This is a genomic window from Pseudoclavibacter sp. Z016 (assembly GCF_002931215.1).
GTDB lineage: Bacteria > Actinomycetota > Actinomycetes > Actinomycetales > Microbacteriaceae > Pseudoclavibacter.
The window spans coordinates 200,198-225,987 of sequence record NZ_PSTU01000015.1; the positions used below are offsets into that span (position 1 = coordinate 200,198).

27 protein-coding genes and 1 tRNA gene are annotated in these 25,790 nt (G+C 68.0%); 12 read left to right on the top strand and 16 right to left on the bottom strand.

The window, feature by feature from the left end:
* Nucleotides 1–230 precede the first annotated feature (230 nt).
* The 3 genes from rplL to C5B99_RS14345 all read right to left on the bottom strand — a co-directional run bounded on the left by rplL (nucleotide 231) and on the right by C5B99_RS14345 (nucleotide 2,312).
* Entirely contained in the window at nucleotides 231–614 is a 384-nt protein-coding gene (gene rplL, locus C5B99_RS14335) for a 50S ribosomal protein L7/L12 (protein WP_104243228.1), read from the bottom strand.
* A gap of 45 nt (nucleotides 615–659) precedes the next feature.
* Nucleotides 660–1,175 (bottom strand): 50S ribosomal protein L10, encoded by a 516-nt coding sequence (rplJ, locus tag C5B99_RS14340; protein WP_104243230.1) that lies wholly within the window; start codon nucleotides 1,173–1,175, stop codon nucleotides 660–662.
* Nucleotides 1,176–1,430: 255 nt separating this feature from the next.
* On the bottom strand, nucleotides 1,431–2,312 hold the full coding sequence (locus C5B99_RS14345; protein WP_258063374.1) for a LysR substrate-binding domain-containing protein: 882 nt from the start codon (nucleotides 2,310–2,312) through the stop codon (nucleotides 1,431–1,433).
* A 115-nt stretch (nucleotides 2,313–2,427) separates the two neighbouring features.
* Between C5B99_RS14345 and C5B99_RS14350 the strand changes: the two genes are divergently transcribed.
* The 4 genes from C5B99_RS14350 to C5B99_RS14365 all read left to right on the top strand — a co-directional run bounded on the left by C5B99_RS14350 (nucleotide 2,428) and on the right by C5B99_RS14365 (nucleotide 7,168).
* The gene (locus tag C5B99_RS14350) at nucleotides 2,428–3,579 is read left to right on the top strand and encodes an FAD-dependent oxidoreductase (protein WP_104243234.1); all 1,152 of its coding nucleotides are present in this window, start codon (nucleotides 2,428–2,430) and stop codon (nucleotides 3,577–3,579) included.
* Complete coding sequence (locus C5B99_RS14355; protein ID WP_104243236.1) at nucleotides 3,576–4,838, top strand: allantoate amidohydrolase; 1,263 nt, start codon at nucleotides 3,576–3,578, stop codon at nucleotides 4,836–4,838. Before C5B99_RS14350 ends, C5B99_RS14355 begins: the two co-directional genes overlap by 4 nt.
* Before the next feature lie 185 nt (nucleotides 4,839–5,023).
* A complete protein-coding gene (locus tag C5B99_RS14360; RefSeq protein ID WP_228497244.1) occupies nucleotides 5,024–6,067 on the top strand; it encodes a YqaJ viral recombinase family protein in 1,044 nt (347 codons plus the stop codon).
* 99 nt (nucleotides 6,068–6,166) lie between these two features.
* Complete coding sequence (locus tag C5B99_RS14365) at nucleotides 6,167–7,168, top strand: NADP-dependent oxidoreductase (RefSeq protein ID WP_258063375.1); 1,002 nt, start codon at nucleotides 6,167–6,169, stop codon at nucleotides 7,166–7,168.
* A gap of 21 nt (nucleotides 7,169–7,189) precedes the next feature.
* Here C5B99_RS14365 and C5B99_RS14370 read toward each other — a convergent pair whose 3' ends face one another.
* A complete protein-coding gene (locus C5B99_RS14370; protein WP_104243238.1) occupies nucleotides 7,190–7,858 on the bottom strand; it encodes a FadR/GntR family transcriptional regulator in 669 nt (222 codons plus the stop codon).
* A 272-nt stretch (nucleotides 7,859–8,130) separates the two neighbouring features.
* Here C5B99_RS14370 and C5B99_RS14375 point away from each other — a divergent pair, with 272 nt between their 5' ends.
* Nucleotides 8,131–9,825, top strand: coding sequence for a 2-isopropylmalate synthase (locus C5B99_RS14375; RefSeq protein ID WP_308471595.1), 1,695 nt, complete (start codon nucleotides 8,131–8,133; stop codon nucleotides 9,823–9,825).
* A 100-nt stretch (nucleotides 9,826–9,925) separates the two neighbouring features.
* Here the strand turns inward: C5B99_RS14375 and rplA are convergent, their stop codons facing one another.
* From rplA to C5B99_RS14400, 5 genes are all read right to left on the bottom strand, one after another.
* On the bottom strand, nucleotides 9,926–10,612 hold the full coding sequence (gene rplA, locus C5B99_RS14380; protein ID WP_068482355.1) for a 50S ribosomal protein L1: 687 nt from the start codon (nucleotides 10,610–10,612) through the stop codon (nucleotides 9,926–9,928).
* A 103-nt stretch (nucleotides 10,613–10,715) separates the two neighbouring features.
* Nucleotides 10,716–11,147, bottom strand: a complete 432-nt coding sequence (rplK, locus tag C5B99_RS14385; protein WP_104243242.1) for a 50S ribosomal protein L11 — start codon at nucleotides 11,145–11,147, stop codon at nucleotides 10,716–10,718.
* 113 nt (nucleotides 11,148–11,260) lie between these two features.
* The gene (gene nusG, locus C5B99_RS14390; protein ID WP_104243244.1) at nucleotides 11,261–12,190 is read right to left on the bottom strand and encodes a transcription termination/antitermination protein NusG; all 930 of its coding nucleotides are present in this window, start codon (nucleotides 12,188–12,190) and stop codon (nucleotides 11,261–11,263) included.
* Nucleotides 12,191–12,278: 88 nt separating this feature from the next.
* Nucleotides 12,279–12,590: a preprotein translocase subunit SecE gene (gene secE, locus C5B99_RS14395; RefSeq protein WP_104243246.1), complete on the bottom strand. Its 312-nt coding sequence runs from the start codon at nucleotides 12,588–12,590 to the stop codon at nucleotides 12,279–12,281.
* Between the two features lie 70 nt (nucleotides 12,591–12,660).
* Nucleotides 12,661–12,733: transfer RNA gene (locus tag C5B99_RS14400), tRNA-Trp, on the bottom strand.
* Nucleotides 12,734–12,925: 192 nt separating this feature from the next.
* On the opposite strand from C5B99_RS14400, the gene C5B99_RS14405 reads away from it, so the two are divergent.
* Nucleotides 12,926–14,137, top strand: a complete 1,212-nt coding sequence (locus tag C5B99_RS14405) for a pyridoxal phosphate-dependent aminotransferase (RefSeq protein WP_104243248.1) — start codon at nucleotides 12,926–12,928, stop codon at nucleotides 14,135–14,137.
* Between the two features lie 223 nt (nucleotides 14,138–14,360).
* On the opposite strand, the gene C5B99_RS19060 is transcribed toward C5B99_RS14405, so the two are convergent.
* The 4 genes from C5B99_RS19060 to C5B99_RS14430 form a co-directional block, all read right to left on the bottom strand.
* A complete protein-coding gene (locus tag C5B99_RS19060) occupies nucleotides 14,361–15,611 on the bottom strand; it encodes a hypothetical protein (RefSeq protein WP_146082015.1) in 1,251 nt (416 codons plus the stop codon).
* 80 nt (nucleotides 15,612–15,691) lie between these two features.
* Nucleotides 15,692–17,425 carry a ubiquinone-dependent pyruvate dehydrogenase gene (gene poxB, locus C5B99_RS14420; protein ID WP_104243254.1) on the bottom strand — a complete coding sequence of 578 codons (1,734 nt, stop codon included), beginning with the start codon at nucleotides 17,423–17,425 and terminating at the stop codon, nucleotides 15,692–15,694.
* 80 nt (nucleotides 17,426–17,505) lie between these two features.
* Entirely contained in the window at nucleotides 17,506–17,910 is a 405-nt protein-coding gene (locus C5B99_RS14425; RefSeq protein WP_104243256.1) for a VOC family protein, read from the bottom strand.
* A 48-nt stretch (nucleotides 17,911–17,958) separates the two neighbouring features.
* Nucleotides 17,959–18,414: a helix-turn-helix transcriptional regulator gene (locus C5B99_RS14430; RefSeq protein WP_104243258.1), complete on the bottom strand. Its 456-nt coding sequence runs from the start codon at nucleotides 18,412–18,414 to the stop codon at nucleotides 17,959–17,961.
* 205 nt (nucleotides 18,415–18,619) lie between these two features.
* Between C5B99_RS14430 and C5B99_RS14435 the strand changes: the two genes are divergently transcribed.
* From C5B99_RS14435 to C5B99_RS14460, 6 genes are all read left to right on the top strand, one after another.
* Nucleotides 18,620–19,570: an ABC transporter ATP-binding protein gene (locus tag C5B99_RS14435; RefSeq protein ID WP_104243260.1), complete on the top strand. Its 951-nt coding sequence runs from the start codon at nucleotides 18,620–18,622 to the stop codon at nucleotides 19,568–19,570.
* Nucleotides 19,567–20,451 carry an ABC transporter permease gene (locus C5B99_RS14440; RefSeq protein WP_258063376.1) on the top strand — a complete coding sequence of 295 codons (885 nt, stop codon included), beginning with the start codon at nucleotides 19,567–19,569 and terminating at the stop codon, nucleotides 20,449–20,451. The genes C5B99_RS14435 and C5B99_RS14440 overlap by 4 nt, the downstream gene beginning before the upstream one ends.
* A 53-nt stretch (nucleotides 20,452–20,504) precedes the next feature.
* Nucleotides 20,505–21,743: a sensor histidine kinase gene (locus C5B99_RS14445; RefSeq protein ID WP_104243262.1), complete on the top strand. Its 1,239-nt coding sequence runs from the start codon at nucleotides 20,505–20,507 to the stop codon at nucleotides 21,741–21,743.
* On the top strand, nucleotides 21,740–22,423 hold the full coding sequence (locus tag C5B99_RS14450; protein WP_104243264.1) for a response regulator transcription factor: 684 nt from the start codon (nucleotides 21,740–21,742) through the stop codon (nucleotides 22,421–22,423). The genes C5B99_RS14445 and C5B99_RS14450 overlap by 4 nt, the downstream gene beginning before the upstream one ends.
* Before the next feature lie 115 nt (nucleotides 22,424–22,538).
* The gene (locus tag C5B99_RS14455) at nucleotides 22,539–22,985 is read left to right on the top strand and encodes a hypothetical protein (RefSeq protein WP_104243266.1); all 447 of its coding nucleotides are present in this window, start codon (nucleotides 22,539–22,541) and stop codon (nucleotides 22,983–22,985) included.
* Between the two features lie 356 nt (nucleotides 22,986–23,341).
* Entirely contained in the window at nucleotides 23,342–23,623 is a 282-nt protein-coding gene (locus C5B99_RS14460) for a hypothetical protein (RefSeq protein WP_104243268.1), read from the top strand.
* 103 nt (nucleotides 23,624–23,726) lie between these two features.
* Here the strand turns inward: C5B99_RS14460 and C5B99_RS14465 are convergent, their stop codons facing one another.
* From C5B99_RS14465 to C5B99_RS14475, 3 genes are read right to left on the bottom strand one after another with little or no spacing between them, the layout of a single operon-like run.
* Nucleotides 23,727–24,782, bottom strand: coding sequence for a UDP-N-acetylmuramate dehydrogenase (locus tag C5B99_RS14465; protein WP_104243270.1), 1,056 nt, complete (start codon nucleotides 24,780–24,782; stop codon nucleotides 23,727–23,729).
* Nucleotides 24,779–25,270 carry a MaoC/PaaZ C-terminal domain-containing protein gene (locus C5B99_RS14470; RefSeq protein ID WP_104243272.1) on the bottom strand — a complete coding sequence of 164 codons (492 nt, stop codon included), beginning with the start codon at nucleotides 25,268–25,270 and terminating at the stop codon, nucleotides 24,779–24,781. The genes C5B99_RS14465 and C5B99_RS14470 overlap by 4 nt, the downstream gene beginning before the upstream one ends.
* A gap of 4 nt (nucleotides 25,271–25,274) precedes the next feature.
* A complete protein-coding gene (locus tag C5B99_RS14475) occupies nucleotides 25,275–25,733 on the bottom strand; it encodes a MaoC family dehydratase N-terminal domain-containing protein (RefSeq protein WP_104243274.1) in 459 nt (152 codons plus the stop codon).
* Nucleotides 25,734–25,790: the final 57 nt, after the last annotated feature.

The window sequence follows — 25,790 nt, forward strand, 5'->3', positions numbered from 1 at the left end:
GGATTATTGTGCGTCGAGGCCGAAATGGGGTCAAGCGACACGCGGAAAGTTGCGGATTCTCGTCAACACACCAGTCACATTGGTCACACTGACCTCAGGAATCGCATCTTCAACAGGGATTTTCTCGCAAACAGGAACGAGGCACCGCATCCAGAAACTGGATGCGATGCCTCGTGAAAAAAGTTCCTTCGGCGTGTCGGAACACACCGCGCAGAACCGCTGCGGGATGACTACTTGACGGTCACCGAAGCGCCGGCAGCCTCGAGGGCGTCCTTTGCCTTGTCAGCAGCTTCCTTGTTGACGCCCTCAAGAACGGCCTTCGGAGCACCGTCGACGAGTGCCTTCGCCTCACCGAGGCCGAGGCTCGTGAGTGCGCGCACCTCCTTGATGACCTGGATCTTCTTGTCGCCAGCGCCCTCGAGGATGACGTCGAACTCCGTCTTCTCCTCCTCTTCGGGTGCGTCAGCTGCTGCAGCAGCAACGCCTGCAACTGCAACGGGAGCAGCAGCGGTGACCTCGAAGGTCTCCTCGAACGCCTTGACGAACTCGCTGAGCTCGATGAGCGTGAGCTCCTTGAATGCTGCGATGAGCTCTTCAGTCGTGAGCTTTGCCATGTTTTTTCTCCTTGTGTGTTGTTCTAGCCGCGAGATCCCGTAGGACTAGTTCGCGGACTCCTGCTTTTCGCGCAATGCCTCGACCGTGCGAACAGCCTTGGCTGCAGGCGCGGTGAACAGGTATGCGGCACCGAACAGCGAGGCCTTGAAGGCGCCGGCAAGCTTGCCGAGCAGAACTTCGCGGGACTCGAGGTCGGCGAGCTTGTTGACCTCTTCTGCACTGAGGGGGTTTCCGTCGAAGAAACCACCCTTCAGGACAAGCTGAGGGTTGTCCTTGGCGAAGGTACGAAGACTCTTCGCGACTGCGACGGGGTCGCCGTGCACGAACGCGATTGCGCTCGGGCCGGCCAGCTCGTCGTCGAACGCGGTGATTCCGGCGTTGTTCGCCGCAATCTTCGTCAGCGTGTTCTTCACCACGGCGTAGCTTGCGTGCTCACTGATCGAGCGACGCAGCGTCTTGAGCTGCGCAACAGTGAGACCGCGGTACTCAGTCAGCAGGACGGCGGTCGAGTTCTGGAACAAGTCCTGAAGCTCGGCAACAGTTGCTTCCTTGGTCGCCATGGCACTCCTCTCTCTCTTGCACGTGCATGACGTTTGTCATTCACGCACCGCAGGCGCATCTTCGATGCACAACACACAAAAAAGCTCCGGTCGCAGGTGGACCGGAGCTGAGAGGATGCGCTTGCGCGCAGAGCAGATCTGCTTCGTTCACCTGCGCGGGACGTTCTTGCGAACCTTCGTTCGTGTGCGTTCTCACGCACAACGAAGACCTGCGGTCTTGGGCTTCCGAAAGAATACATGCTCGCGCGGCGATCGTCAACGCGAGTCGCGAAGACTCTCGATGAGCAGGCTGGAGCTGGGATGAGAACGCTGGCCTTCGACGGCGTAGAGCTCGGTGCGGGGCGAGCCGAGCAGTGGGCGTGCGACAACCCCCGGCATGTGGAATCGGGCCACCGACGCCGGCAGGATCGAGGCGCCGACGCCCGCCGCGACGAGGCCGAGGACCGTCTCCTGATGCACGACGCTCTGCACGATGCGCGGCACGGCCTGGGCTCCCCTGAGCCACGACATGACGGCAGAGACGAAGCCCGGCATGAGCTCGAACGGGAAGAGCACCACCGGCTTCCCGTGGAAGCTCCCTGGTCCGACGATCGCCTCGGCGGCAAGCGGGTCACCAGCGGGGAGCACGGCCACCAGGTCCTCCCCCTCGAGCAGCGTGGCGCGGAGCCCGGGAACGGCGAGGGGGTCGCGGAGTATCCCGACGTCCAGCTCGCCTTCGAGCAGGAGCGTCACCTGCTCGGCGCTCGTGAGGGACTGCGGCTCGAGCTGGATGCGCGGCCTGAGCAGCTGGAACGCCTGCAGCCCCCTGGGCAGCACGCTGTAGCTCGCCGAGCTCACGAAGCCGATCCGGAGCCTTCCGGCCGTCCCTGCCGCCACGTCCCCGAGGTCCGAGACGGCCGCGTCCAGGTCGTCGAGGACCGCCCCGACTCGCTGTCGGAACATCCGGCCGGCCGCAGTGAGGGAGACGCTCCGCGTCGTCCGCTCGAACAACGGCACGCCGAGCTCGTCCTCGAGCTTGCGGACGGCGACGGTCAACGGTGGCTGCGTCATGTGCAGGCGTGCCGCAGCACGACCGAAGTGCAGCTCGTCGGCGACGGCGACGAAATACTTGAGCTGGCGCAGTTCCATGACTTCCATTCGCGATGCATATCAAATGCTCTGCAAATGATATTGGACACACGCGCACCTCGGTGGCCTACTGGAGGTCGAGCATCACTCGAGCACCACTCGATCAACCTCGCAGGGAGCGGATATGACCGACACGATCGTCATCGGCGCGGGACTCGCCGGCGCAGCGGCCGCTTGGCATCTGACCGAACGCGGACACCACGTGACCGTTCTCGAACGGACGACCCCGGCGAACGAGCACGGGAGCTCCCACGGTTCCGCTCGCATCTTCCGGTACGCCTACCCGGAGCAGATCTACACCGACCTCGTCGTGCGGTCGAAGGCGGGCTGGGACGAGCTGCAGCGTGTCAGCGGCACGCAGCTCATCCGCCCGACCGGCGCACTCGACCACGGGAACATCCGCGACCCCGCGGGCCTCGCGGCCGTGCTGGAAACGGCAGGTGTCGAGCACGAGCTCCTCAGCGCCGAGGCAGCCAAGCAGCGCTGGCCGCAGTTCCGATTCGAGACCGACGTGCTCTGGCATCCGGGGGCCGGAGTTCTCGACGCTGGCGGGACCGTCGACGCGCTCCTGGCCGCCGCATCCGCAACCGGGATGCTCGAGCTGCGCACCTCGTGGCCCGTCGCCCGCGTCGAACGCACCGGCAGCGGCTACCGCGTGCATTCGGCCGACGGGGCGACGGTCGACGCGGACAGCATCGTCGTCGCCGCCGGCGGCTGGCTCCCGGCGCTTCTCGGAGAGCTGTCGCTGCCGACCGCGTTCCTCGATCAGTTCCCGAAGCTGGAGGTGCGCCAGGAACAGGCGTACCACTTCCCCTACCTCGACGATGCGGACGCGGGCCCCGACGCCGCCCCCTGGCCGACCTTCATCAGCAAGTCGCGTCAGCTGCAGACCTACGGGCTCCCCGGCGGACGCGACGCCGACTGGCGAGGGCAGAAGGTCGCGCAGTTCAACGGCGGCAAGATCATCGACTCCGCACTCACGCAGGACGGCATCGTGGATGCGGCCAACCGCCGCGCGCTCATCGCGTACGCCGAGAGGTTCCTCCCCGGCGTGCGGCCAGAGCCGTTCGCCGAGACGACCTGCCTGTTCACGACGACACCGAGCGAGGACTTCGTGATCGACCGGGTCGACAACCTCGTGGTACTTTCGGCCTGCTCTGGCCACGGCGGGAAGTTCGCTCCGCTGCTCGGAGAGCTCGCCGCCGACCTGCTCACCGGAGCGGGCACCGTTCCCGATGAATTCCGCATCGCCGCAGCGACAGGAGCCGCAGCATGAGCACAACCACGACCGCGACCACAGCAAACGCCGCTCACTCGAGCTCCGTGTCGGCGCTCATGCGCGAGATCGAGCACCTCGGGCGCGACCGGACGCGGGGCGGCTACAGCAGGCCCGTGTACTCGCATCCCGAGCTCGAGCTCCGCGAATGGTTCCTCGCCGCCGCCGCGGCCCGCGGGCTCGACGTCGAGATCGACGCCAACGGCATCATCTGGGCCTGGTGGGACCGCCCCGACGGCAAGCGCTCCGGCGCCCTCATCACGGGCAGCCACCTCGACTCTGTTCCAGGGGGCGGCGCCTTCGACGGCCCCCTCGGGGTGACGGCAGCCCTCGCCGCCGTCGACCTCCTCCGCAGCGAGGGCCGCCAGCCCAGCGTCGCCATCGCCATCGCGGTGTTCCCGGAGGAGGAAGGCTCTCGCTTCGGCGTGGCCTGCCTCGGCTCGAGGCTCCTCACCGGTGCCATCGACCCGGACCGGGCCAGGTCGCTGCGGGACGCGGACGGCACGACCTTCGCGGAAGCGTCGGCCGCGGCCGGCTTCGACCCAAGGCATCTCGGCCCAGACCCCTCGAGAGTCGCTCAGTTCAGCGCCTTCATCGAGCTGCACGTCGAGCAGGGCCGCGGCCTCATCGACCTCGCCGGCCCCGTCGCGATCGGCTCATCGATCCTCGGCCACGGCCGCTGGCGAGTGACCTTCACGGGCCAGGGCAACCACGCCGGAACAACGCTCATGGCCGACCGGCGCGACCCCATGGTCGCCGCAGCTCGGCTGATCGTCGGCATCGAGGAGATCGCCCGCACCGTGCCGGGCGCCCGCGCAACCGTGGGTCGACTCGAGCCGGTCCCCGGCGGGACCAACGTCATCGCATCCCGGGTCGACGCGTGGCTCGACGTGCGCCACCCGGACGATGACGTGACCGCTGCACTCGTCGAGCGCATCCGTACTCGAGCGAGCGAGGTGGCTGCCCAGCAGGGCTGTGAAGCCGTGCTCGTCGAGGAGTCGCTCTCACCGACCGTGTCGTTCGACGCGAACCTCCGAGACACGCTCCAGCACGCGCTCCCCGAGGCGCCGGTGCTCGACACGGGAGCCGGCCACGATGCCGGAGTGCTCGCGGCGCACCTGCCCACCGCCATGCTCTTCATCCGCAACCCGAGCGGCATCTCGCACTCCCCCGAGGAATACGTCGAAGACGCCGACGCCGACCACGGCGCGCGGGCGCTCGCGACGGCGATCATGGCAGTCGAGGCAGCCCCGCACTGACGTGCCGTGGCGGCACGACCGTGACTGACGTGCGTGGCCGGCGGGCGCAACGCGCCGGGGACTTTCGCGGCAACGGCGCCTGGTACCGGATCTGCCGGTGGTGTGGGGAGGTGGAGCGACGTCTTTTCTTCCGACAGACGGCACTCCCTGCCGGATCTGTCGGTGGTGTAGGAAAGAATGAACAGATGGTCATGTTCCGCCCGAGCCACGACGTCGACGAGACGTCCTGGTTCGGCGAACCCAAGACCGAACCCAAGACAGCGCCGAAGTCGCGGCGGCGGGACCGCGAGCTCTACGGCCCGGCCGCGCTCGTCGACTACGCGGCGCCGCCCGCGCCGATCCGGCAGGAGCAACCACGCACGAGCGGTGGACTCACGGAGCTCCCCGCCGAGCCGCTGCCGCGCTTCTACACCTCAGAGACCCGGCCCGCGTCCGCAGCAGCACCGCTCTCGGCAAGCGAGGTGGGCGTCTGGCGCGCCCACGTCCCGGCCTCCGCCGAGACCGCCGCCATCGAGCTCCCGGCAACGCGCGAGGTCGAGGCGATGAGCGCCCACCTCCTTCGAGTGCTCGCCGACTCCAACGACCGCGCGGCCTGGCTCAAAGCCCGCTCCGACGGCGTCACCGCGACAGACGCGGCACGACTCGCGACCCCCTCCTCGGTCAAGCAGGTCGTCAAGGACAAGGTCATGGGCACCTCCTTCAACGGCAACGCGTACACCGATTTCGGCCGGCAGCGCGAGCCGGAGATCGCCAGGTGGGTCATGGAGCGCCACGGCATCCCAGCGAGCGGCCTCCTCTTCCACGCCGAAGCGTCGAAGAGCCACCTCGCGACCCCCGACGGGCTGCACTGCGACGAGGAAGGACGCATCCTCCTCGCCGAGATCAAGACCACCAACAAGGTCTGGAAGCGCATCCCCCGCTCGTACATGCGGCAGATCTGGTGGCAGCAGTACGTGCTCGGCGCCGAGCGCACCCTCATGGTCTGGGAGCGGCACCAGGACTTCATCGTCGTCGACCGCGAGCCGAAGTTCGTGTGGATCGACCGCGACGAGGCCGAGATCGCGAAACTCGTGACGCTCGCCAACGAGGTCCTCAAGGACGTCGAGAAGTACCGCGGTGAGTTCGCGCAGTACTCCACGGGCAACGCCGCGCCGTTCCAGGGATATGGCAACACGCACAGCAGCAGCGACTACACGCAGTCGTTCTACGACGCCGAGACCTACGCGTAGCCAGCCCCACGGGAGAGGCTCCCTTTCCGGGGGAGGCTCCCTTTCCGGAGGAGTCTCCCTTTCCGGAGGAGTCTCCCTTTCCGGGGGAGAATGGCGCGTATGACTGACGCCTCCGACCTCCAGCCCACCTCCGACACGATGCGCGCCGCCCTTGTCACGGGCATCGGCGGGCCCGAGAAGATGCAGCTCGGCGAGGCGCCTGTCCCGCTCACGCTCAACTCGGACACGCTCGTGCGCGTCAAGGCGGCGGGCGTCAACCCCATCGACGGCAAGACCCGCTCAGGTGCCGGCGCGTCGAAGGCGATCTCGAGCTTCCCCTCGACCCTCGGCGGCGAGTTCTCCGGGGTCGTCGTCCGCGCCCCTTACGAGCTCGCGCCGTTCCAGCCCGGCGATGAGGTCTACGGGATGCTCCTCTTCCCGCGCTACTCCGGCGCGTACGCCGAGTACGTCTCCGTCCCGTTCATGAGCCTCGCGAAGAAGCCCGAGAACCTGTCGTTCATCGAGGCCGGCGGCGTTCCGCTCGCGGTGCTCACCGCCTGGGCCGCAGTGGTGGAGGCCGGGGGCGTCTACACCGGACAGCGTGTCCTCATCCATGCCGGCGCGGGCGGCGTCGGCCACTTCGCCGTGCAGCTTGCGAAGTACTACGGAGCCCACGTCATCACCACGGCGTCCGAGCGCAATCACGACTGGCTGCGCGAGCTCGGCGCAGACCAGGTCATCGACTACCGCTCAGAGCGCTTCGAGGACGCCATCGCCGAGCCGGTCGACGTCGTCATCGACCTCATCGGCAACGTGAAGGATCAGACGGGGACCCGCTCGCTGCGGGTGCTGCGCGACGGCGGAACGCTCATCAACGTGCCGACTGGCAGCTACCCGGAGCTGTTCGAGGAGGCCGCCGCCGAGAACCGCGGCATCGTCGCGTCGACCCTCAAGCTCTCGCCAGAGGGCAGAATCCTGCAGACCATCACGCAGCTCTTCGAGCAGGGCGCCCTGCAGACCCACGTCGACCGCGTCTTCCCCCTCGCCGAGGCAGGCGCCGCCCAGGAGCTCATCGCAGAGGGCCACGTGCGCGGCAAGGTCGTCCTCGACATCGACGCGTAGGCCGCGAGCAACCGGCCGCCGTCAGGCCACGCTCGCTGCGAGCTCAAGCAGGTGGGCGCGCGTGAGCGCGGCCGCAGCTGGCGCGTCCTGCGCATCGATCGCGTCGAGGATGCGGGTGTGGACGAGGTGGTCAGCGTCGCTGCCGAACTCGCCACGAAGGCGCAGCATGCCGATCATGGCCTGCCTGCTGCGGGGCGCGAAGCCCCCGAAGAGCTCCGAGAGGATCTCGTTGTGTGCGGCGGCGACGATGCTGCGGTGCAGCGCGATGTCCGCATCCACATGCGCCTCGATGCTCGATCGTTGCGCGTCGCGAACATCGGCGGCTCGCCTCATCGCGAGCAGCTCCTCGCCCGTGCGGCGCTCCGCGGCGAGCGAGGAGGCCTCGACCTCCACCGCGATGCGCGCTTCGATCACCGTCTGGATATCTGCACGCAGCAGCACCGCGTCCAGGGCCTCCGGGGCGTCCAACGCAATCACGAAGACGCCCGCGCCCTGCCTGGTGGCGAGCACGCCGCTCCCCGCGAGTTGGCGGATGGCCTCGCGAATCGTCGAACGTCCGACGCCGAGTTGGGGCGCAAGCGTCGTCTCTCCCGGGAGCTTCTGGCCGAGTTCCCACTCGCCTGCCCGGATGCGCTCGAGCAGCAGCTTGGCCGCCTGCTCGGCGAGTGGTTCACGGTGGAGGGTGCTCATGCCCCCATCATCTCGCACTCCCGCAACTCGTCTACTTGTCTGAGGAGTTGTGGTAGCTTCTCTCGCATGCCGCGCACTCCGCTCACGCTTCTCTGCCACGGCGGGACCTCGCCTGACCGGTCCCCCGCCGTGGAGCTGAGACGCGCGCCGGTCGTCACGATCGCACGACAACCAAGGACACGACCATGCACAGCAGCGCATCCCGGATCTCTCCCCCAACCGGCCCGATCCCCGACAACGCACCGCACTGGAACCGCCAGCGCCACTCGCAGATGCCATCGCACCGATACCGCGACGTGTACTCGCGGGTCGAGGTGCCCCTGACGGAACGCGACTGGCCGTCACGCCGACTCACGGCAGCACCACTCTGGGTGCCAGTCGATCTCCGCGACGGCAATCAGGCCCTGTCGGAGCCGATGGACCCCGACCGCAAGCGCGTCTTCTTCGAGCTCATGATCCGCATGGGCTACAAGGAGATCGAAGTCGGCTACCCCTCCGCCTCGCAGACGGACTACGACTTCGTGCGGCGCATCGCGACCACCGACATCGCACCGGAAGACGTCACCATCGTGGTCTTCACGCCAGCGCGTCGCGACCTCATCCAGCGCACGGTCGACTCGATCCAGGGCATCAGGAACCCCGTCGTCATCCACCTCTACACCGCGACGGCGCCGGCCTGGCGCGATGTCGTCCTCGGGAAGAGCAAGCAGCAGCTGAAAGAACTGATCCTGGCCGGGGGAAGAGACGTCCTCGAGCTCGCCGGCCACCTGCCGAACGTCCGATTCGAATTCTCGCCAGAGGTGTTCAACCTCACCGAACCCGACTACGTGATCGACATCTGCGACGCCATGACAGCGCTCTGGAAGGCAACCCCGGATCGGCCGGTCATCCTGAATCTCCCCGCCACGGTCGAGGTCGCGACCCCGAACGTCTACGCGGATCAGATCGAGTACATGCACAAGCACCTCGCGAGGCGCGACTCCGTGATCCTCTCCGTGCACCCCCACAACGACCGAGGGACGGGGATCGCCTGCGCCGAGCTCGCAGTGCTCGCAGGTGCGCAGCGAGTGGAAGGCTGCATCTTCGGCAACGGCGAGCGCACCGGCAACGTCGACATCGCGGTCCTCGCATTGAACCTGCACGCGCAGGGCATCGACCCGATGATCGACTTCTCGGACATCGACGAGATTCGCCGAACCGTGGAGTACAGCAACCGCCTCGAGATCCACCCGAGACACCCGTACGCAGGAGACCTCGTCCACACCGCCTTCAGCGGGACGCACCAGGACGCCATCAAGAAGGGGCTCGCCGAGCATCGATCCCGCGCTGCGCTCGACATGCGGCCGGAACGCGAAACCGAGTGGCGCGTGCCCTACCTGCCGATCGACCCCGCCGACATCGGGCGCAGCTACGACGCCGTCATCAGAGTCAACTCGCAGTCAGGCAAAGGCGGCATCGCCTACCTCCTCGAGGCGGACTACGGCATCGAGCTCCCCAGACGCCTGCAGATCGACTTCGCCAGGCGCGTCCAGGAGCACACCGATACCAGCGGCCTGGAGATCGAGGCGGCACAGCTGCTCGAGCTCTTCGAGCGCAGCTACCTCCGCGTCGACACGTCCGGCGTGGAATTGCTCGACTTCAGCGTCGAAACCCGCGACGGCGTGGCATGCACGCGCATTCGCGTGAGCGTCGACGGCGTCGAGCACACCGGCATCTTCGACGAGCTCGGCCCCGCAGAGGCCGTCACCCAGCTCCTCGCCGACGCGGGCATCTCCGTCGACATACGCTCACTCCACCAGACATCGCTCGGCGCCGGCAACAGCAGCGATGCTCTGACGCTCCTGGAGTACAACGACTCGTCAGGCGCACACTGGGTCGCCGGCCGAGACCGGTCTGTGCTGTCGGCAACCGTGCAGGCGATCCTGAGCGCTGCGCGACGCCAGCTCACAGCGCTCGAACGCGCGTAGCGGCCACCGCGGAAACGCAAGAACGGCCCAGTCCGAAGACTGGGCCGTTCTCGCGTGGCGGATGCGGGGCATCCACCTGAGCTGTGCAGCTCGCGGCAGACTAGATCGCGTTGACGTCCAGCGGGATGCCGGGGCCGAAGGTCGTCGAGACGACAGCCTTCTGGATGTAGCGGCCCTTCGAGCTCGACGGCTTGAGGCGGACGACCTCGTCGAGAGCTGCGCGGAGGTTCTCGCCGAGCTGCTCCGACGTGAACGCCGACTTGCCGACGATGAAGTGCACGTTGGAGTGCTTGTCGACGCGGAACTCGATCTTTCCGCCCTTGATCTCGGTGACAGCCTTGGCCGGGTCGGTCGTGACCGTTCCGGTCTTCGGGTTCGGCATGAGGCCACGGGGTCCGAGGACCTTACCGAGGCGTCCGACCTTGCCCATGAGGTCAGGGGTGGCGACCGCGGAGTCGAAGTCGGTCCAGCCGTCTGCAACGCGAGCGATGAGCTCGTCGCCGCCGACCTCGTCAGCACCAGCAGCGATAGCCGCCTCTGCCTTGTCACCCGTCGCGAAGACGATGACCTTGGCCGTCTTGCCGGTGCCGTTTGGCAGGCTGACGGTGCCGCGAACCATCTGGTCAGCCTTGCGCGGGTCTACACCCAGGCGAAGAGCGACCTCGACGGTGCTGTTGAACTTGGACGAGCCGGTCTCGCGTGCGAGCTCGACGGCCTCGGCGAGACCGTAGAACTTGTCCTCGCCGATCTTCTCTGCCGCGGCACGGTATGCCTTGGACTTAGCCATGTTGTTCTCCTTCAAGAGTTGCGGTTGCGAGCCTGGCCGGCTCTCCCGCGATGTTCAGTACCGCGCCCGAAGCGCGACGTGTGGTGTTGGGAGCGGGAAGGCCTTAGCCCTCGACCGTGATTCCCATGGAGCGAGCCGTACCGGCGATGATGCGCGACGCCATGTCGATGTCGTTCGCGTTCAGGTCGGACTGCTTCTGCTCGGCGATCTCGCGGACCTGGGCGGCGGTGAGCTTGCCGACCTTGGCCGTGTGAGGCGTCGGGGAACCCTTCTTGACGCCGGCAGCCTTCTTGATGAGCTCGGCAGCAGGAGGGGTCTTCAGGATGAAGGTGAACGAACGGTCTTCGTACACGGTGATCTCGACGGGGATCACGTTGCCACGCTGCGACTCGGTAGCCGCGTTGTAGGCCTTGCAGAACTCCATGATGTTGACGCCGTGCTGACCGAGCGCGGGGCCGATAGGAGGAGCCGGGTTAGCGGCGCCAGCCTGGATCTGCAGCTTGATCAGACCCGAGACCTTCTTCTTGGGTGCCATGTCTTTTCCTTCTTTCGATTCGAACTCCGCGCTGATGCGCGGCGCTCTCCCGGTGGCCCGGCGGTTCCGGACTCCGGTGGTTTCTGAGGGCAGCAGCCCTATTGGAGCGAGATCTAGAGCTTCGTGACCTGGTCGAAGCTGAGCTCGACCGGGGTCTCGCGCTCGAAGAGCGACACGAGCACGGTGAGCTTGCCGCTCTCGGGCTTGATCTCGCTGATCGATCCGGTGAGCCCCTCGAAGGAGCCCTCCTTGATCGTGATGGTCTCGCCGATCTCGAAGTCGATCTCTGCGATGGGCTGGCGCTTCTGGAGGCCAGCCTGACCGGAAGCGTTCGCCTTCGCGGGTGCTTCAGCGACTTCGACCAGACTCTTCAGCATCTCAAATGCTTCGTTGAAGCGCAACGGGGTCGGGTTGTGGGCGTTGCCCACGAAGCCGGTCACACCCGGGGTGTGACGGACAACCGACCAGCTGTCCTCGTTGAGCATGAGGCGGACGAGCACGTATCCGGGGATGCGGACGCGCGTGACCATCTTGCGCTGGCCGTTCTTGATCTCGACCACGTCTTCCATGGGGACTTCCACCTGGTAGATGAAGTCGCTCATGTTCATGGACTCGGTGCGCTGGTGCAGGTTCTGCTTCACGCGACGCTCGAAACCGGCGTAGGTGTGGATGACGTACCACTTGCCCGGCTTGAGGCGCAGCTCGCGCTTGAAGGTCTCGTACGGGTCGACGTCCGGGTCTTCCTCGAGAGCCTCGACTTCTTCGTCCTCGGTCGCGGCAGCCGCGGCGGCCTCTTCCTCGCTCGTGTCGATCTCGAGGACATCGTTGACGATCGCGTCGACCTCGGGGTCGACGACGTCCGCGCCTTCTCCGTCGTCGAGGTCTTCCTCGGTCACGACTTCGTCGGACTCTTCGATCTCGTGGGCCGCGTCGAACTCTGCGTCGATGTCGCGGTCACCCTCCTGGGCCTCTACGACTTCGGAGTCCTGCTCCAGGGCGGTCTCGTAAAGACCGTTCGGGTCGGCGACGTTCGGGTCTGACACGATTCCTCATCTCGATTCTGTGATGCTGGGCTGCTCGCCCGTTGTCGGTGGAGGCCTGTGAGCCGGTGGAGAGCTTGACGCGCTCCGGCTATTCCGTCGGGACCGGCGTCGCGGCCGGCTCGCTCGGGAAGAACGAGCTTCCCTGACCGAAGACCCACGAAGCACCCCACCCGAAGAGCAGGTCGAGCACCGTGACGAGCGCCATCATGAAGATGACGAAGACGAGCACGACGCCCGTGAACTTGAAGAGCTCGGCCCGGGTCGGGGTGACGACCTTCTTGAGCTCGCCCATGACCTGACGGAAGAAGAGAGCGATACGGCCGATGATGCCGCGCTTCGGCTCGGAGCCTCGCTTTGACTCGGCGACGTCTGTCGCCTCATCTGACTTGCTTGGACTCACGCGCTCTCCCTTTCGATGGTTGAGACCTTCGATGGTGGGCCCCGTAGTGGGTGCGTTCAGCACCGAAATGCAGGGCGGACAGGACTCGAACCTGCAACCTGCGGTTTTGGAGACCGCTGCTCTACCAATTGAGCCACCGCCCTTTGCGTGAACACCGGATGCGTGCATCCGTTCACCCTGATACCGTCTGCAGCCGTTCCATAGGGAACAGTTTCAGGCGCGGTTCAGTATGTCGCTTTCGGCAACCAGGAAAGCATACGACAGGTGCCACACGGAAGTCCAACGCGGGCGCAACTCGCTGACGAGGCGTGGCCACCGGACCTAGACTCAGGGCCATGGTTTCCGACTCACGTCTCTCTCCTCGCATCGCCGCGATCGCCGAATCCGCAACCCTCAAGGTCGACGCGAAGGCCAAGGCCCTCAAGGCCGCCGGCCGGCCCGTCATCAGCTACGCGGCGGGCGAGCCCGACTTCCCGACTCCGCAGCACGTGGTCGACGCCGCCCTCGTCGCCGTGAGCGACCCCAAGAACCACCGGTACACGCCGGCGCCTGGCCTGCCGGAACTCCGCGAAGCCATCGCCGAGAAGACGAAGCGCGACTCGGGCTGGGATGTCCCCGCCTCGCAGGTCATCGTCACGAACGGCGGCAAGCAGGCCGTCTACCAGGCCATCAACACCGTCGTCGGCGCAGGCGACGAGGTCCTCCTCCCCGCCCCGTACTGGACCACGTACCCCGAGGTCATCCAGCTCGCGGGCGGCACCACCGTTCCCGTGTTCGCCGGCGCAGACCAGGAGTACAAGGTCACCGTCGACCAGCTCGAAGCCGCACGCACCCCCGCCACGAAGGCGATGCTCTTCGTCTCGCCGTCGAACCCGACCGGCGCCGTCTACTCCGAGGCCGAGACCCGCGCCATCGGCGAGTGGGCCGCCGAGCACGGCATCTGGGTCATCGCCGACGAGATCTACCAGAACCTCACGTACGACGGCGTCCGCGCAGTGTCCATCGTCGAGGCCGCCCCGGCGGTCGCCGACCGCACGATCCTGGTCAACGGCGTTGCGAAGTCGTTCGCGATGACCGGCTGGCGCGTCGGATGGATGGTCGGGCCCGTCGACGCAATCAAGGGGGCGGGCAACCTGCAGTCGCACCTCACGAGCAACGTCAACAACATCGCGCAGCGTGCCGCGCTCGCCGCGCTCACGGGGCCCACCGAGCCCGTCGAGCAGATGCGCCTCGCCTTCGACCGCCGCCGCACGACGATGGTCGAGGAGCTGAGCAAGGTCAACGGCTTCCGCGTGCCGACGCCGGAGGGCGCCTTCTACGTGTACGCCGACGTGCAGAGGCTCATCGGGAAGGAGATCGAGGGGCGCCAGATCAACTCCTCGCTCGACCTCGCCGACCTCATCCTCGACGTCGCGGAGGTCGCGGTCGTGCCAGGTGAGGCGTTCGGCCCATCCGGGTACCTGCGCCTCAGCTACGCGCTCGGCGACGACGCGCTCCTCGAGGGCGTGCAGCGCCTGCAGAAGCTCTTCGCGGGCGTCGAGCTCTAGCCCGCGCCGCGCGGCCCCGCGTTCGCAGCCGCGCCCGCGCGCCGCGCATCCGCTCCCCCGATTAGGCCAGTTTCACCCCATCCTGACGCTCAGGATGGGGTGAAACTGGCCTATTCGAGGTTCGTGGGGGCGGCGGGCGACGCGCAGGCCTGCGAGCAGGCGTGGATCAGCGGGCGAGCGGGCGTGGGCCAGCGAGCAGGCGTGGGCCAGCGAGCGGGCGCGACTAGGGCGTCGTGAAGGAGATCTCCGCGACCTTCTGCGAGATGCGCGAGTTCGGGTCGTCCAGCTCCCCGCCCCACGCGTTCGCCAGGATCGTGATCTTGGTGCCGGTCGAAGGCATGTAGCGGGACGCCATCATTCCCTCGGAGCCGTCCGACCAGCGCAGGCGCTGCGCCAGGAGCTCCAGCTCGTAGCCGCCTGCCCCCTTCAGGACGAGCGGAACGGGGTCGCCAACCGGCTCCGGCTTGGCGGTGAACTGCAGCGACGCCGAGTTCAGCTCCGACCTCGTCATGTCCTCGTCCCGGTACTCGCTCTTGTGCAGGTTCTCCTGGGCGATCGAGAAGTAGGCACCGGATGCGGGGTCGCTCAGGATGTAGAGGTTCGGCTGCCGTTCGGAGATGTCCTGCTCCCATCCGCCGAGGGGCGGGTTCACGACGGTGATGCCGTTCGGGAACACGACGTCGGTCGTGATCGGGATGAACCCGGGTGCGGCGTCCTGGGGCGCGGCCGGCATGAGCGTGCTCGTCGGCACGGGGGTCGAGGTCGCCGCGTTCGGGTCGGCGCCGCCGACGGGGATGGTGGGATCGTTCGGCGAGCTGAACGCCATGAAGAGGCCCACGACGAGGGCGATGATCGCGACGCCGCTGATGCCGACGCCGAGGAGCAGGCCGACGGGGCGCCTGCGCTGCTTCTGCAGCTCAGGGTCTTCGCCGAGCTCTCGACGCCGTGGTTGCGGTGTCGCCTGCTGCTGCGGGGCGTAGCGAGGCGGCGGGGCACCAGCCGGCAGATGCGACGGTGGGGCCTGAACGAACGGCGCCTGCCCGGGGATGCCGGTCTGCGGCTGGCCTGGGAACTGCCCGGGATGCTGTGGCTGGCCTGGCGCGGGAGGTCGCCCGGGAGCGGGGAACTGACCCGGCGCGCCGAAGCCGCCAGGAGCCTGGTCAGGTCCGGCACCAGGGTGCGGGAACTGACCGGGAGCCGGCGGCTGCCCGTTCGACGGCGCTCCCCACGGAGGCTGCTGACCGGGGCCCTGCTGCCCCGGACCCTGCCGACCGAGACCTTGCTGACCGGGGCCCTGCTGCCGCGGCCGCTGCTGATCAGAGCCCTGCTGACCGGGCCCCTGCTGACCAGAGCCCTGGGCTGGCGGTCCGCCCCACGCGCCCTGGCCACCCTGAGGAGCGGCACCCGGCTGCTGCCGGCGGGGGTCGAACCCGCCGTTCTGACCCGGCGGTGGCGTGAGGGGCGGTTGCGTCATGCCTGCGAGAGTACCGCCCGCGCCAGGCAGCTGCCTTGAGAGCTGCCTTGGCGCGGGCGGTACATGCGGCTGGGCGACGGTCAGTCGAAGATGCGTCGCAGCAGGTTCGTGTCGGCGAGGTCGACGAGCTCGTCTCCGCGCCCGGAGAGCACTGTTCGCAGCGCGTAGAGGGTGAAGCCCTTGACTTGCTCAGCCGTGATGGTCGGCGGGATGGACAGCTCCTGCCGTGCGGTCACGACGTCGATGAGCGCGGGCCCGTCGTGGGCGAAGGCTTCGCGGAGGGCAGCCTCGAGGTCGTTCGGGTTCTCGACGCGCTGCCCGTGGATGCCGACCGCCTTGGCGACTTCGGCGAAGTCGGGGTTGTCGAGGTCGGTGCCGTAGTTCACGAATCCGGCGGCCTTCATCTCGACCTCGACGAAGTTCAGCGACGAGTTGTTGAACACGACGATCTTCACGGGCAGCTTGCTCTGCTTGAGCGTGAGCAGCTCCCCCAGGAGCATCGCGAGTCCGCCGTCTCCCGCGAGCGCCACCACCTGGCGCCCAGGGAAGGCGGTCTGCGCGCCGACCGCCTGCGAAAGGGCGTTGGCCATGGAGCCGTGACTGAACGAGCCGATGAGCCTCCTCTGGCCGTTCATCTCGAGGTAGCGGGCCGCCCAGACGACCGGGGAACCGACATCCGGGATGAAGACGGCGTCGTGGCTCGCGAGCTCGCTCACGAGCCGTGCCACGTACTGCGGGTGGATGGGGGCGCGCCCCCGGTCGTTGTCGGCAAGCGCGTCGAGGTCCTTTCGGGCCTTCCGGTAGTGCTTCACCGAGACTTCGAGGTGCTTGCCGCTCTTGTTGCCCTCGAGGAGCGGGATGAGGGCGTCGAGGGTGTCGCCGACGTCGCCGACGAGCCCAAGGTCGAGGGGCGTGCGCTTGCCGAGCTGCTCGCCGCGGATGTCGACCTGGATGATCTTCGCCTGTGACGGGAAGAACTGCTGGTACGGGAAGTCGGTGCCGAGCATGAGGAGCGCGTCGCAGTCTTCGATGGCCCGGTAGCCGGAGGAGAAGCCGAGCAGCCCCGTCATGCCGACGTCGTAGGGGTTGTCGTACTCGATGAACTCCTTCCCGCGGAGCGCGTGCACGATGGGTGCCTGCAGCGCCTCAGCGGCGGCAAGCAGCTGCGCGTGTGCGCCCTGTGTGCCAGCGCCACCGAGAATGGTGACCTTCTTCGCCGAGTTGAGGATGTCGGCGGCCTGCGCCAGTTCGTCGTCGGCAGGTCGCACGACGGGCTTCGCAGGCAGGATGGGTGCCGACTTGCGTCGTCCTGCGCTCTCCTGCAGGAAGATCTCGCCGGGAATCACGACGACGGCGACGCCTCGCTTCTCGACCGCGGCGCGCATGGCGATCTCCAGGATCCGAGGCAGCTGCTCCGGCACCCCCACCATCTCGCAGTACACGCTGCTCTCCCGGAAGAGCTCCTGCGGGTGCGTCTCCTGGAAGTAGCCGCTGCCGATCTCCGCGGACGGGATGTGGGCGGCGATCGCGAGCACGGGAACGCGGCTTCGGTTCGCGTCGTACAGCCCGTTGATGAGGTGCAGGTTGCCCGGGCCACAGCTGCCGGCGCACACAGCGAGCTCGCCCGTGAGTGCGGCGTCTGCGGAGGCGGCGAAGGCCGCGGCCTCCTCGTGTCGCACGTGCGACCAGGCGACCGCGTCGTTTCGTCGGATGGCGTCAGTGAATCCGTTGAGCGAGTCTCCGGGTAGCCCGTAGACGCGCTCGACTCCGGCATCGTGGAGGATATCGACGATCGTGTCAGCGACTGTAGTCATGGCGTGATCCTCTGCCTTCAAACGGGGAGCCAGCCGAGCGCTGGACTGGCGACGGATCGATGTGGGTGATATGTCGTCGGCTAGGCCTGACTGACCCGCACCATGTTGCCGGATGGGTCGCGGAATGCGGCATCTCTGACGCCCCAGAACTGATCGGTGGGCTCTTGCAGCACCTCGACTCCGCCCGTCGCCAGCACCCTCTCGAACAGCGCGTCGAGGTCGCTCGTTCGGAACAGGAGGCCGGGCAGCTCCCCCTTCGCCAGCAGCTCTGCGAGCGTGTCGCCGTCTTCCTCCGAACGCCCCGCCTTCGGGTGCGAGAGCACGATCTCGAGCTCCGGCTGCCCGGGGGCGGAGAGCGTGACCCAGCGGAACCCCTCATTCGGAACCTCGCTGCGCACCTCCAGGCCGAGGGCGTCTCGGTAGAACACGAGCGCCGCATCCGGGTCGTCGGTGAACACGTGCACGTGGCTGAGTGAGAGCGTCATGTGTCCGATGCTAGGACCGGCCGCCGACATTCACTTCTTCGAAACTGCTCAGAGACGTGCCTGCCCGTCGCCGGCTTCCCGTTGCGCCATTCCTGGTCGGTCGCGCACGCGGCGGGGACGCCCCCAGATCTGCGAGGTGCAGCTCGGGATGACGACGCTGCCGCTGTGATCACGCGCCCGATAGGCGCTCGGAGACTCTCCGACGATCTCCGCGAAGCGGCTGCTGAACGACCCGAGACTCGTGGCCCCGACCGCCGTGCACGCATCCGTGACGCTCACCTCGCCGCTGCGCAGCAGCGCCTTGGCACGCTCGATGCGCCGTGTCATGAGATGGGCATATGGGGTCTCGCCGTACGCCTCTCGGAAGCGTCGACTGAAGTGAGCCGCCGACATGTGGGCTGCCTTCGCCATGGTCGGCACATCGAGCGGGCTCGCGAACTCCCTGTCGATGAAGTCGCGCGCACGACGAAGACGGCGAAGCTCCTCGAGATCGGGTGAGGCCATGGCACCAGTATGTGCGGGTGTGTCCGCCCAGGTCTGATCAACTTGAGTGCAAAAACTCGCGAACGGGCCCCGCTGCGGCCCAGTGCAGGGGATATTGCACGGAAGCTGGTCAGCGGCGGCGCGGCCCGCACCTCCCCCGAACGGTGGATGCGTATCCGCCGGTCGGACCCTGTCGCGTACGCCCCGTTCGGCGTTTGATTGCACCATGAGCACACAAGCAGCCATCGAGGTCACCGACCTCGTCAAGCGCTACGGCGACCGCGACGTCGTCGACGGCCTCTCCTTCGAGGTCCGACACGGCGAGACCTTCGCCTTCCTCGGCCCCAACGGCGCTGGCAAGAGCACCACGATCGAGATCCTCGAGGGCTTCCGCACGGCGACCTCCGGTACCGCGCGCGTGCTCGAGCAGGACCCGGCCCGCGGCAACGCCGAGTGGCGAGGTCGAATCGGCGTCGTCAGCCAGTCGAGCGCCGACATCGAGCGCTACTCGGCCCGCGAGGTGCTGCGCCACTTCGCAAGCCTCTACCGAAACCCTCGCGCCGTGGACGACACCATCGAGCGGTGCGGCATCGCCCCATTCGCGTCGCAGCGAGTCGGTCGCCTCTCCGGTGGCCAGAAGCGGCGAGTGGATGTCGCGCTCGGCATCATCGGCAACCCGGAGGTGCTGTTCCTCGACGAGCCGACAACCGGGTTCGATCCCAACGCGCGCCGCGAGTTCTGGGGCCTCATCCAGCAGCTCAAGGGCGAGGGCATGACCATGGTGCTCACGACGCACTATCTCGACGAGGCGGAGCAGCTCAGCGACCGCGCCGGGATCATCGCCGCCGGGAAGCTCGTCGAGATCGGCGACATCGCGACGATCGGCGGGCCGAAGTCGCGCACACCGCGGGTTCGCTGGCAGGAGCAGGACGGCAGGTGGCGCGAGGAGACGACGGATGCGCCCGCACAGCTCGTCGGCGCGCTCGTCGAGCGCCTCGGCCCGGAACCCGCCGGACTCACCGTGACCCGCCCGTCCCTGGAGGACGTCTACCTGGAGATCATCGGCGAGCACCCGGCCGCCTCCCCCGGAACGCCCGCGACTGCCTCACCCGCCGCGGAACTCGCGGCGACCGACGATGCAGCCCGCGCTGCCGCACCCGCAGGAGGAACACGATGAGCCAGACCGCGGTCTCGGGCGACGCGAAGGCGCAGCCGAGCATCCAATCGCCCACACGCACACCGTCGCAGCCCAGGTCCATGATCGGCAACGGTCTTCGGCGCATCGCCTTCGAGCTGCGCGGCTACTTCCGGCAGACCGACCAGGTGTTCTTCGTCTTCCTGTTCCCGCTCGTCATGTTCGCGCTCTTCGCCTCGATCTTCAGCGGCGAGACGGTCGTCGACGACCCACGCTTCGCCGACGTGACGATGTCGCAGTACTACCTGACCGGGATGCTCGCGATGGCGATCCTCCTCTCCGGCATGCAGTTCCTCGGCATCGACATCGCCACGGAGAAGCACGAGGGCGGCCTCGCCCGACTCGGCGCGACACCGCTCAGCCCGGTGTCGTTCTTCATCGGGAAGATCGGGCTGGTGCTCATCACATGCACGCTGCAGCTGGCGATGCTGATGGGGCTCGCGGTCACCGCCTTCGACATCTCGCTGCCGGAAGATGGCGAGCTGTGGGCGCGCTTCGCCTGGCTCGCTGCCCTCGGCATCCTCTGCTTCGCCTCCCTCGGAATCGCGATCTCGGCGCTCCCGCGCTCTGCACGGTCCGCATCCGCCATCGTGCTGCCGCTTGTGCTCGTGCCGCAGTTCCTCTCTGGCATCTACGTGCAGTTCTCGGTCCTGCCCGAGTGGATGCAGCAGGTGTCGAACCTCTTCCCCCTCGCCGGTCTCGTGCGCGGGATGCGCAGCGTGTTCCTGCCGGATGCCTTCGCGGCCGCCGAGGTCGGAGGCACGTGGGGGCTGGGGGCCGCGGCGATCACGCTCGGCGTCTGGACCGTCATCGGGCTCGTCGCGAGCCTGCTCACCTTCCGCTGGAGTCGAGGGCGGAGTTGACGCTCCTGACCCGACCGTGCAGCAATGTCGGTGGGGTGCGGGAGGATGAGCGCATGGTCGACTTCTGGTTTCGGGACGGGCGCTGGTGGCACCTGCTGATCGTGGGCACGGCGCTCGCGAACACCGTCGTCGCGGGCTCGGTGGCGGCCTTTGCGGCCACCGAGTCCGAACGCTCCGAGGCGCTCGTGGCGACGGGGGCGCTCCTGCTCATCCCCGTCGTGTGGCTCGCTTTCGGCGTCAGGTCGCTCACCGACCCGCGCCGCGGCGCGGCGCTGATCCTGCTCGTCACTCTGCTCGTGACGGTCTCGATGGTGCTCGTGCCCTGGACGGGCTTCGTGCAGACCCTCATCTATCCGCTCGTCTGGCTGGTGTGCGTGAGCGCGAGGCGGAGCATCCTCGTCTCGATCGGCATCGCGTTCGGCATCGGCGCGGTGTCGGCGCTGTACAACGGGGTCGAGGAGATCCCGGACATCCTGCCGGGCCAGCTCTTCAGCGTCGCGGCGACCTGCGGCATCGGGCTGTCGATCAGCTACGCCTGGCGAGTGGCCGACGAGCGACGTGAGCTGCTCGAGCAGCTCACGGCCTCCCAGGAGCACGTGCAGGAGCTCTCTCGGCTGAGCGGCGCCTCCGTCGAGCGGGAGCGCATCTCCCGCGACCTGCACGACACGCTGGCTCAGACGTTGGCCGGCCTCGCGATGCTGGCTGACCGCAGCGCGAAGGAGATCGGGCGGATGCGCGATGACGAGAGCTCCGCGGGGGCTCACCTGCGCGAGGAGCTCTCCGCGCAGGAGGAACGGGCCGACCTCATCGCGTCGCTCGCCCGCGACGCTCTCGCCGAGGCGCGGGGCCTCATCGCCGAGAACGCGCCGGTGCGGTCGACCGACCCCGCGGAAGCGACCTTCGCAGATGCCCTGAGGCGCCTCGTCGATCGGTTCCGCCGCGAGACGGGCGTGCTCGCCGAGGCGCGAATCGAGCTGGAGGCCGGCGCGCTGGAGCGGGAGAGCGAAGTGGTCCTGCTGCGATGCGCGCAGGAGGCCCTGTCGAATGCGAGGCGGCACGCTCATGCCACGAGCGTGCAGCTCTCAGTGGAGCACGGGGCCGCGAACGTCGTGCTGAACGTCACCGACGACGGCCGAGGATTCGAGCTGGAGGCGGAGCCGAGCGGATTCGGGTTGGACAGCCTCCGCGACCGCGCCAACGCGATCGGGGGCGGCGTGGACATCGCCAGCGCACCAGGGCGTGGCACGATCGTGACCGTGACGATTCCGGCGAAAGCGAGTGCCGAGCGATGATCCGCATCCTGGTCGCCGACGACCACCCCATCGTGCGCGCCGGACTCGTGGGCATCTTCGAGGACGAGCCCGACATCGAGGTCGTCGCTGAGGCCGCCAACGGGGCCGACGCGGTTGCTCGCGCGACCGCGACGACGCCCGCCGTCGTCGTCATGGACCTGCGCATGCCGGGCACCGACGGTGTGAGCGCGACGAGGCAGATCCTGGCGGCGCTCCCCGAGACACGCATCCTCGTCGTCACGACCTACGACAGCGACGACGCGATCATCGGTGCCATCGAAGCCGGGGCAAGCGGCTACCTGCTCAAGACGGCCAGCGGGGCGGAGCTCGTGGAGGCCGTTCGTCGTGTGGCCGCGGGCGAGCTGGCCCTCGCACCATCGGTGACCGCGAAGCTCGTAGCCCAGACGCGAGCTGCCGGGGCAGCGGCATCCGCCGGTTCCAGCACCGCGCATCCGCCTGCCGGTTCGCCCGGTTCAGCCCCCGCGCTCAGCGAACGCGAGCTGCAGGTGCTGCAGCTCGTCGCCGACGGCATGTCCAACCCTGAGATCGCCGTGCGCCTCCACATCGGTGAGGCGACCGTGAAGACGCACCTCGGCAAGGTCTTCGCGAAGCTCGAGGTCAACTCCAGGGTGCGCGCCGTGACGAGGGGCCTCGATCTCGGCCTGCTCCGCCGGAGCTAGGGCGTCGGCGAACCCAGAGGCCCGCATGGGACCAAGGCGCATGAGCGCGAAAGCGTACCTCCCTGCTGCGGATCCAGGCCAGGGGTCTCTCCGCCCGAAGTCGTAGGCTTGACGCATGAAGTCTGCACGCGTCGCCCTGCTTGCACTCCCGACGATCGCTCTCACCGCGCTCGGTTTGAGCGGATGCGCTCCCGCAGCCACGCCGACGAGCGTCGCGAGCGACAACTACGGCGGCCTGCCGAAGGGATTCGGCGAAGATGTCGGAGCCGGCGACATGGAAGGGCCGCTCGTCATGTGGCTCGACGAGGGTTCCTCGATCTCCGTCACGACGTGGGGCAGCTCGGGATGCCCGGCGATCCTCACCGAAGTCAACGCGGTGGACGCGCAGACCCTCGACCTGCAGTACCTCGAGGCCACGGCCTACCCCGACCAGGCGTGCACAGCGGACTATGCCCCGCACACGAGCGAGATCGACCTCCCCGACGACGCCACGGGCACGCCGCTGACGGTCACGGTGAGCTTCGACGGCGAGGAGCCCCGCGCCTCCGTGGTCCTCGACTGACCCGAGCATCCGGGGGCTGCGTGGCATCCACCAGAGTGCCCTGCCCTGCCAAAAGGTTGACGGGTATTCGCAGAGTCGATAGGGTCGCAGCACGCGCCTAGACAGAGAGGAGTCCCGATAATGCGTACGTTCACATTTTGCATTCAGCAGTCGGCGACTCGTTCCCTGGGCGCCCACATCTCCTGAGCTCCGTGTCGTGGGTGAAGTCTGCCCCCACACCCGACGGATACGCAGCGGCATAGCAGCCGCCGCATTCGTCGACTGCACGGCAGTCACGTCTCTCGTGCCGCGTTAACGCGGCCCCGCTCGAGTGAGCGCCTTCTTCTTGCATGCCTTCTGTCGGAGAGACCACTCTCATGAATCACGTCCTGACCACCGTCCACACCTCAAACCCGAGCACCGTGCACGTCACGATCACGCCCACATCCGCGTCCACGCCCACCTCCGCGGTGCAGCCTTCGCTGCTCCACCGCATCGAGCTGCGCGTCGCACTGTGGCTGCTCATGCGCAGCGCGCGGCGTCAAGAACCCGAACTGGACCACGCCGAGCAGCATCGTCGGCGCCGCAACAGTTCGGAGCGCGCCCGCCGCGAGCAGGACGCACTCCGCGCCTGGTGCGCGCAGTGCATGCACCACTGACACGCGTCCCGAGCGGACGCTGGGTGCACCGAGAGGGAAGCCCCGAAGCGCGTGCAGCGCTTCGGGGCTTCCGGCTCACCCGGCTGCTCTCGCCCGGCTGTGCCTAGATCGTCAGGTCGACGAGGACAGGCTCGTTGACGAGCCGCACGCCGCATTCCGCTTCGACGCGCGCACGGACGAAGCGGGCGAGCTCCACGATCTGCTCGGCAGTCGCACCGCCGCGGTTCGTGATCGCGAGCGTGTGCTTCGATGAGATGGCGGCGTTCGAGCCCGGCAGCGAGAAGCCCTTCTGCACACCGGCGTGGTCGATGAGCCACGCAGCGCTGAGCTTCACGAGCGGGGAGCCGTCTTCGTCCTTGCCCGCGTCGAACTTCGGCATCTCGGGCAGCTCGCTCGCGAACGAGGAGCGGACGATCGGGTTCATGAAGAAGGAACCGGACGAGACGGAGTCGCGGTCGTGCGCATCCAGCACCATGCCCTTCGAGGCGCGCAGGCGGATGACAGCGTCGCGGACGACGTGCACGGGCATCCGCTCGCCGAGGGGCACGTCGAGCGCGCGCGCGAGCTGGTCGTACCGGACCGGTTCGCTCTGGCCCTCCGGCATCTCGACGAGGTCGAGTTCGACGCGAGTCACGACGCCTCGCAACTCGCCGCGCTTGATCGCGGAGGTGCGGTAGCCGAGACCGAGGTCGGCGGCGTTGATCCAGCGCACCGTGTCTGCGTCGGCGTCGTAGAACTCGATGCGAGCGAGCACATCGGAGAGCTCCTGCCCGTACGCCCCGATGTTCTGCACGGGGGTCGCGCCGACGGAGCCGGGAATGCCGGCGAGCGCCTCGATGCCGCTCCAGTTGCGAGCGACGGCGTAGTCGACGAGGGCGCTCCACGACTCGCCGGCGTCGATGCGCACGCGAGCCTGGCCCACCTTGTCGACGGGCCCGTCCAGCTGGTGGATGCCCTTCGTCACGACGTGCAGCACGGGTTCGTCGATGCGGTCGTCGGTGGCGATGGTGTTGGAACCACCGCCGAGGATCAGCGGCTGCTCGTGGTTCGCGAACAGCTCCTCGGCCGCGGCGATCAGCTCAGGGCGCGTCGCGGGGGCGACGAGCTGCGTCGCCTCCCCACCGACCTGCGTGGTCGTGAGCTCGGAGAGCCTCGTCACGCGGTGGCCTCTGCGGGCAGCACGGCGGGAACCTCGCCGCGGAAGTCGGCGCGCACCTGCGACTTCGCGAGCACCGTCTGCCCGCCGAAGGACACGACGAGGTCGATGCGACCGACGCCGTCCTCGCCGGCGAGCTGACCGATCTTCGCGACGATCGACACCTCCGCGCCGGTCTGCGGGTCGACGACGACGGGCCGCGTGAAGCGCACCTGGTAGTCGACGACGCGGCCAGGGTCGCCGAGGGCGTCGACGACGGGCTGCAACGCGACACCCATGGTGAGCATCCCGTGCGCGAGCACACCGGGCAGCCCGACCGCTTCGGCCACGTCGTCGCGGTAGTGGATGGGGTTGAAGTCGCCAGACGCGCCCGCGTAGCGCACGAGGGTGTCGCGGGTGAGCGTGACGGTGCGCTCCGCGATGACGGTTCCGACTTCGAGGCTCGTGAAGTCGGGGCGCGGAAGCTGCGCGACGGAGATCCTGTCAGTCATGCGGTCACTCGCTCTCGGTGGGCGTTGCGCGGACGACGAGGGTTGCCGATGCGGTGACGACCTGCTCGCCCGCCGCATCCGTCAGCACCGTCTGAGCGCTGATCATGGAGTTGCCGCCGAGCGACTTGACGCTCTTCACCTCGAGAGCGGCGCGCAGCTCGTCGCCCGCGACGATCGGGCGCTCGTAGGTGAAGCGCTCGTCGCCGTGCACGATGTGCGACAGCTCGATCTGCGCCTCGGGGTCGGAGAGCAGGAGCTGCAGCCCCGCATCCTGCAGCACGGCAGGGAACGTGGCGGGTGCGACGAGGTCGGCGTACCCGGCAGCACGGGCTGCGTCGACGTCGAAGTGCGTCGGGTGCGAGGCCAGCACGGCCTTCGCGAACGAGCGGATGTGCTCTCGGCCCACGAGGTACGGCTCGGGGAGCTCGTACCGGCGGCCGGCAAGTTCAGGGTTCACAGACACGCCAGCCAGTGTACGCGCGGGGAGACCCACGCCCCAGAGAGGCGGCCGGCGGAGGCG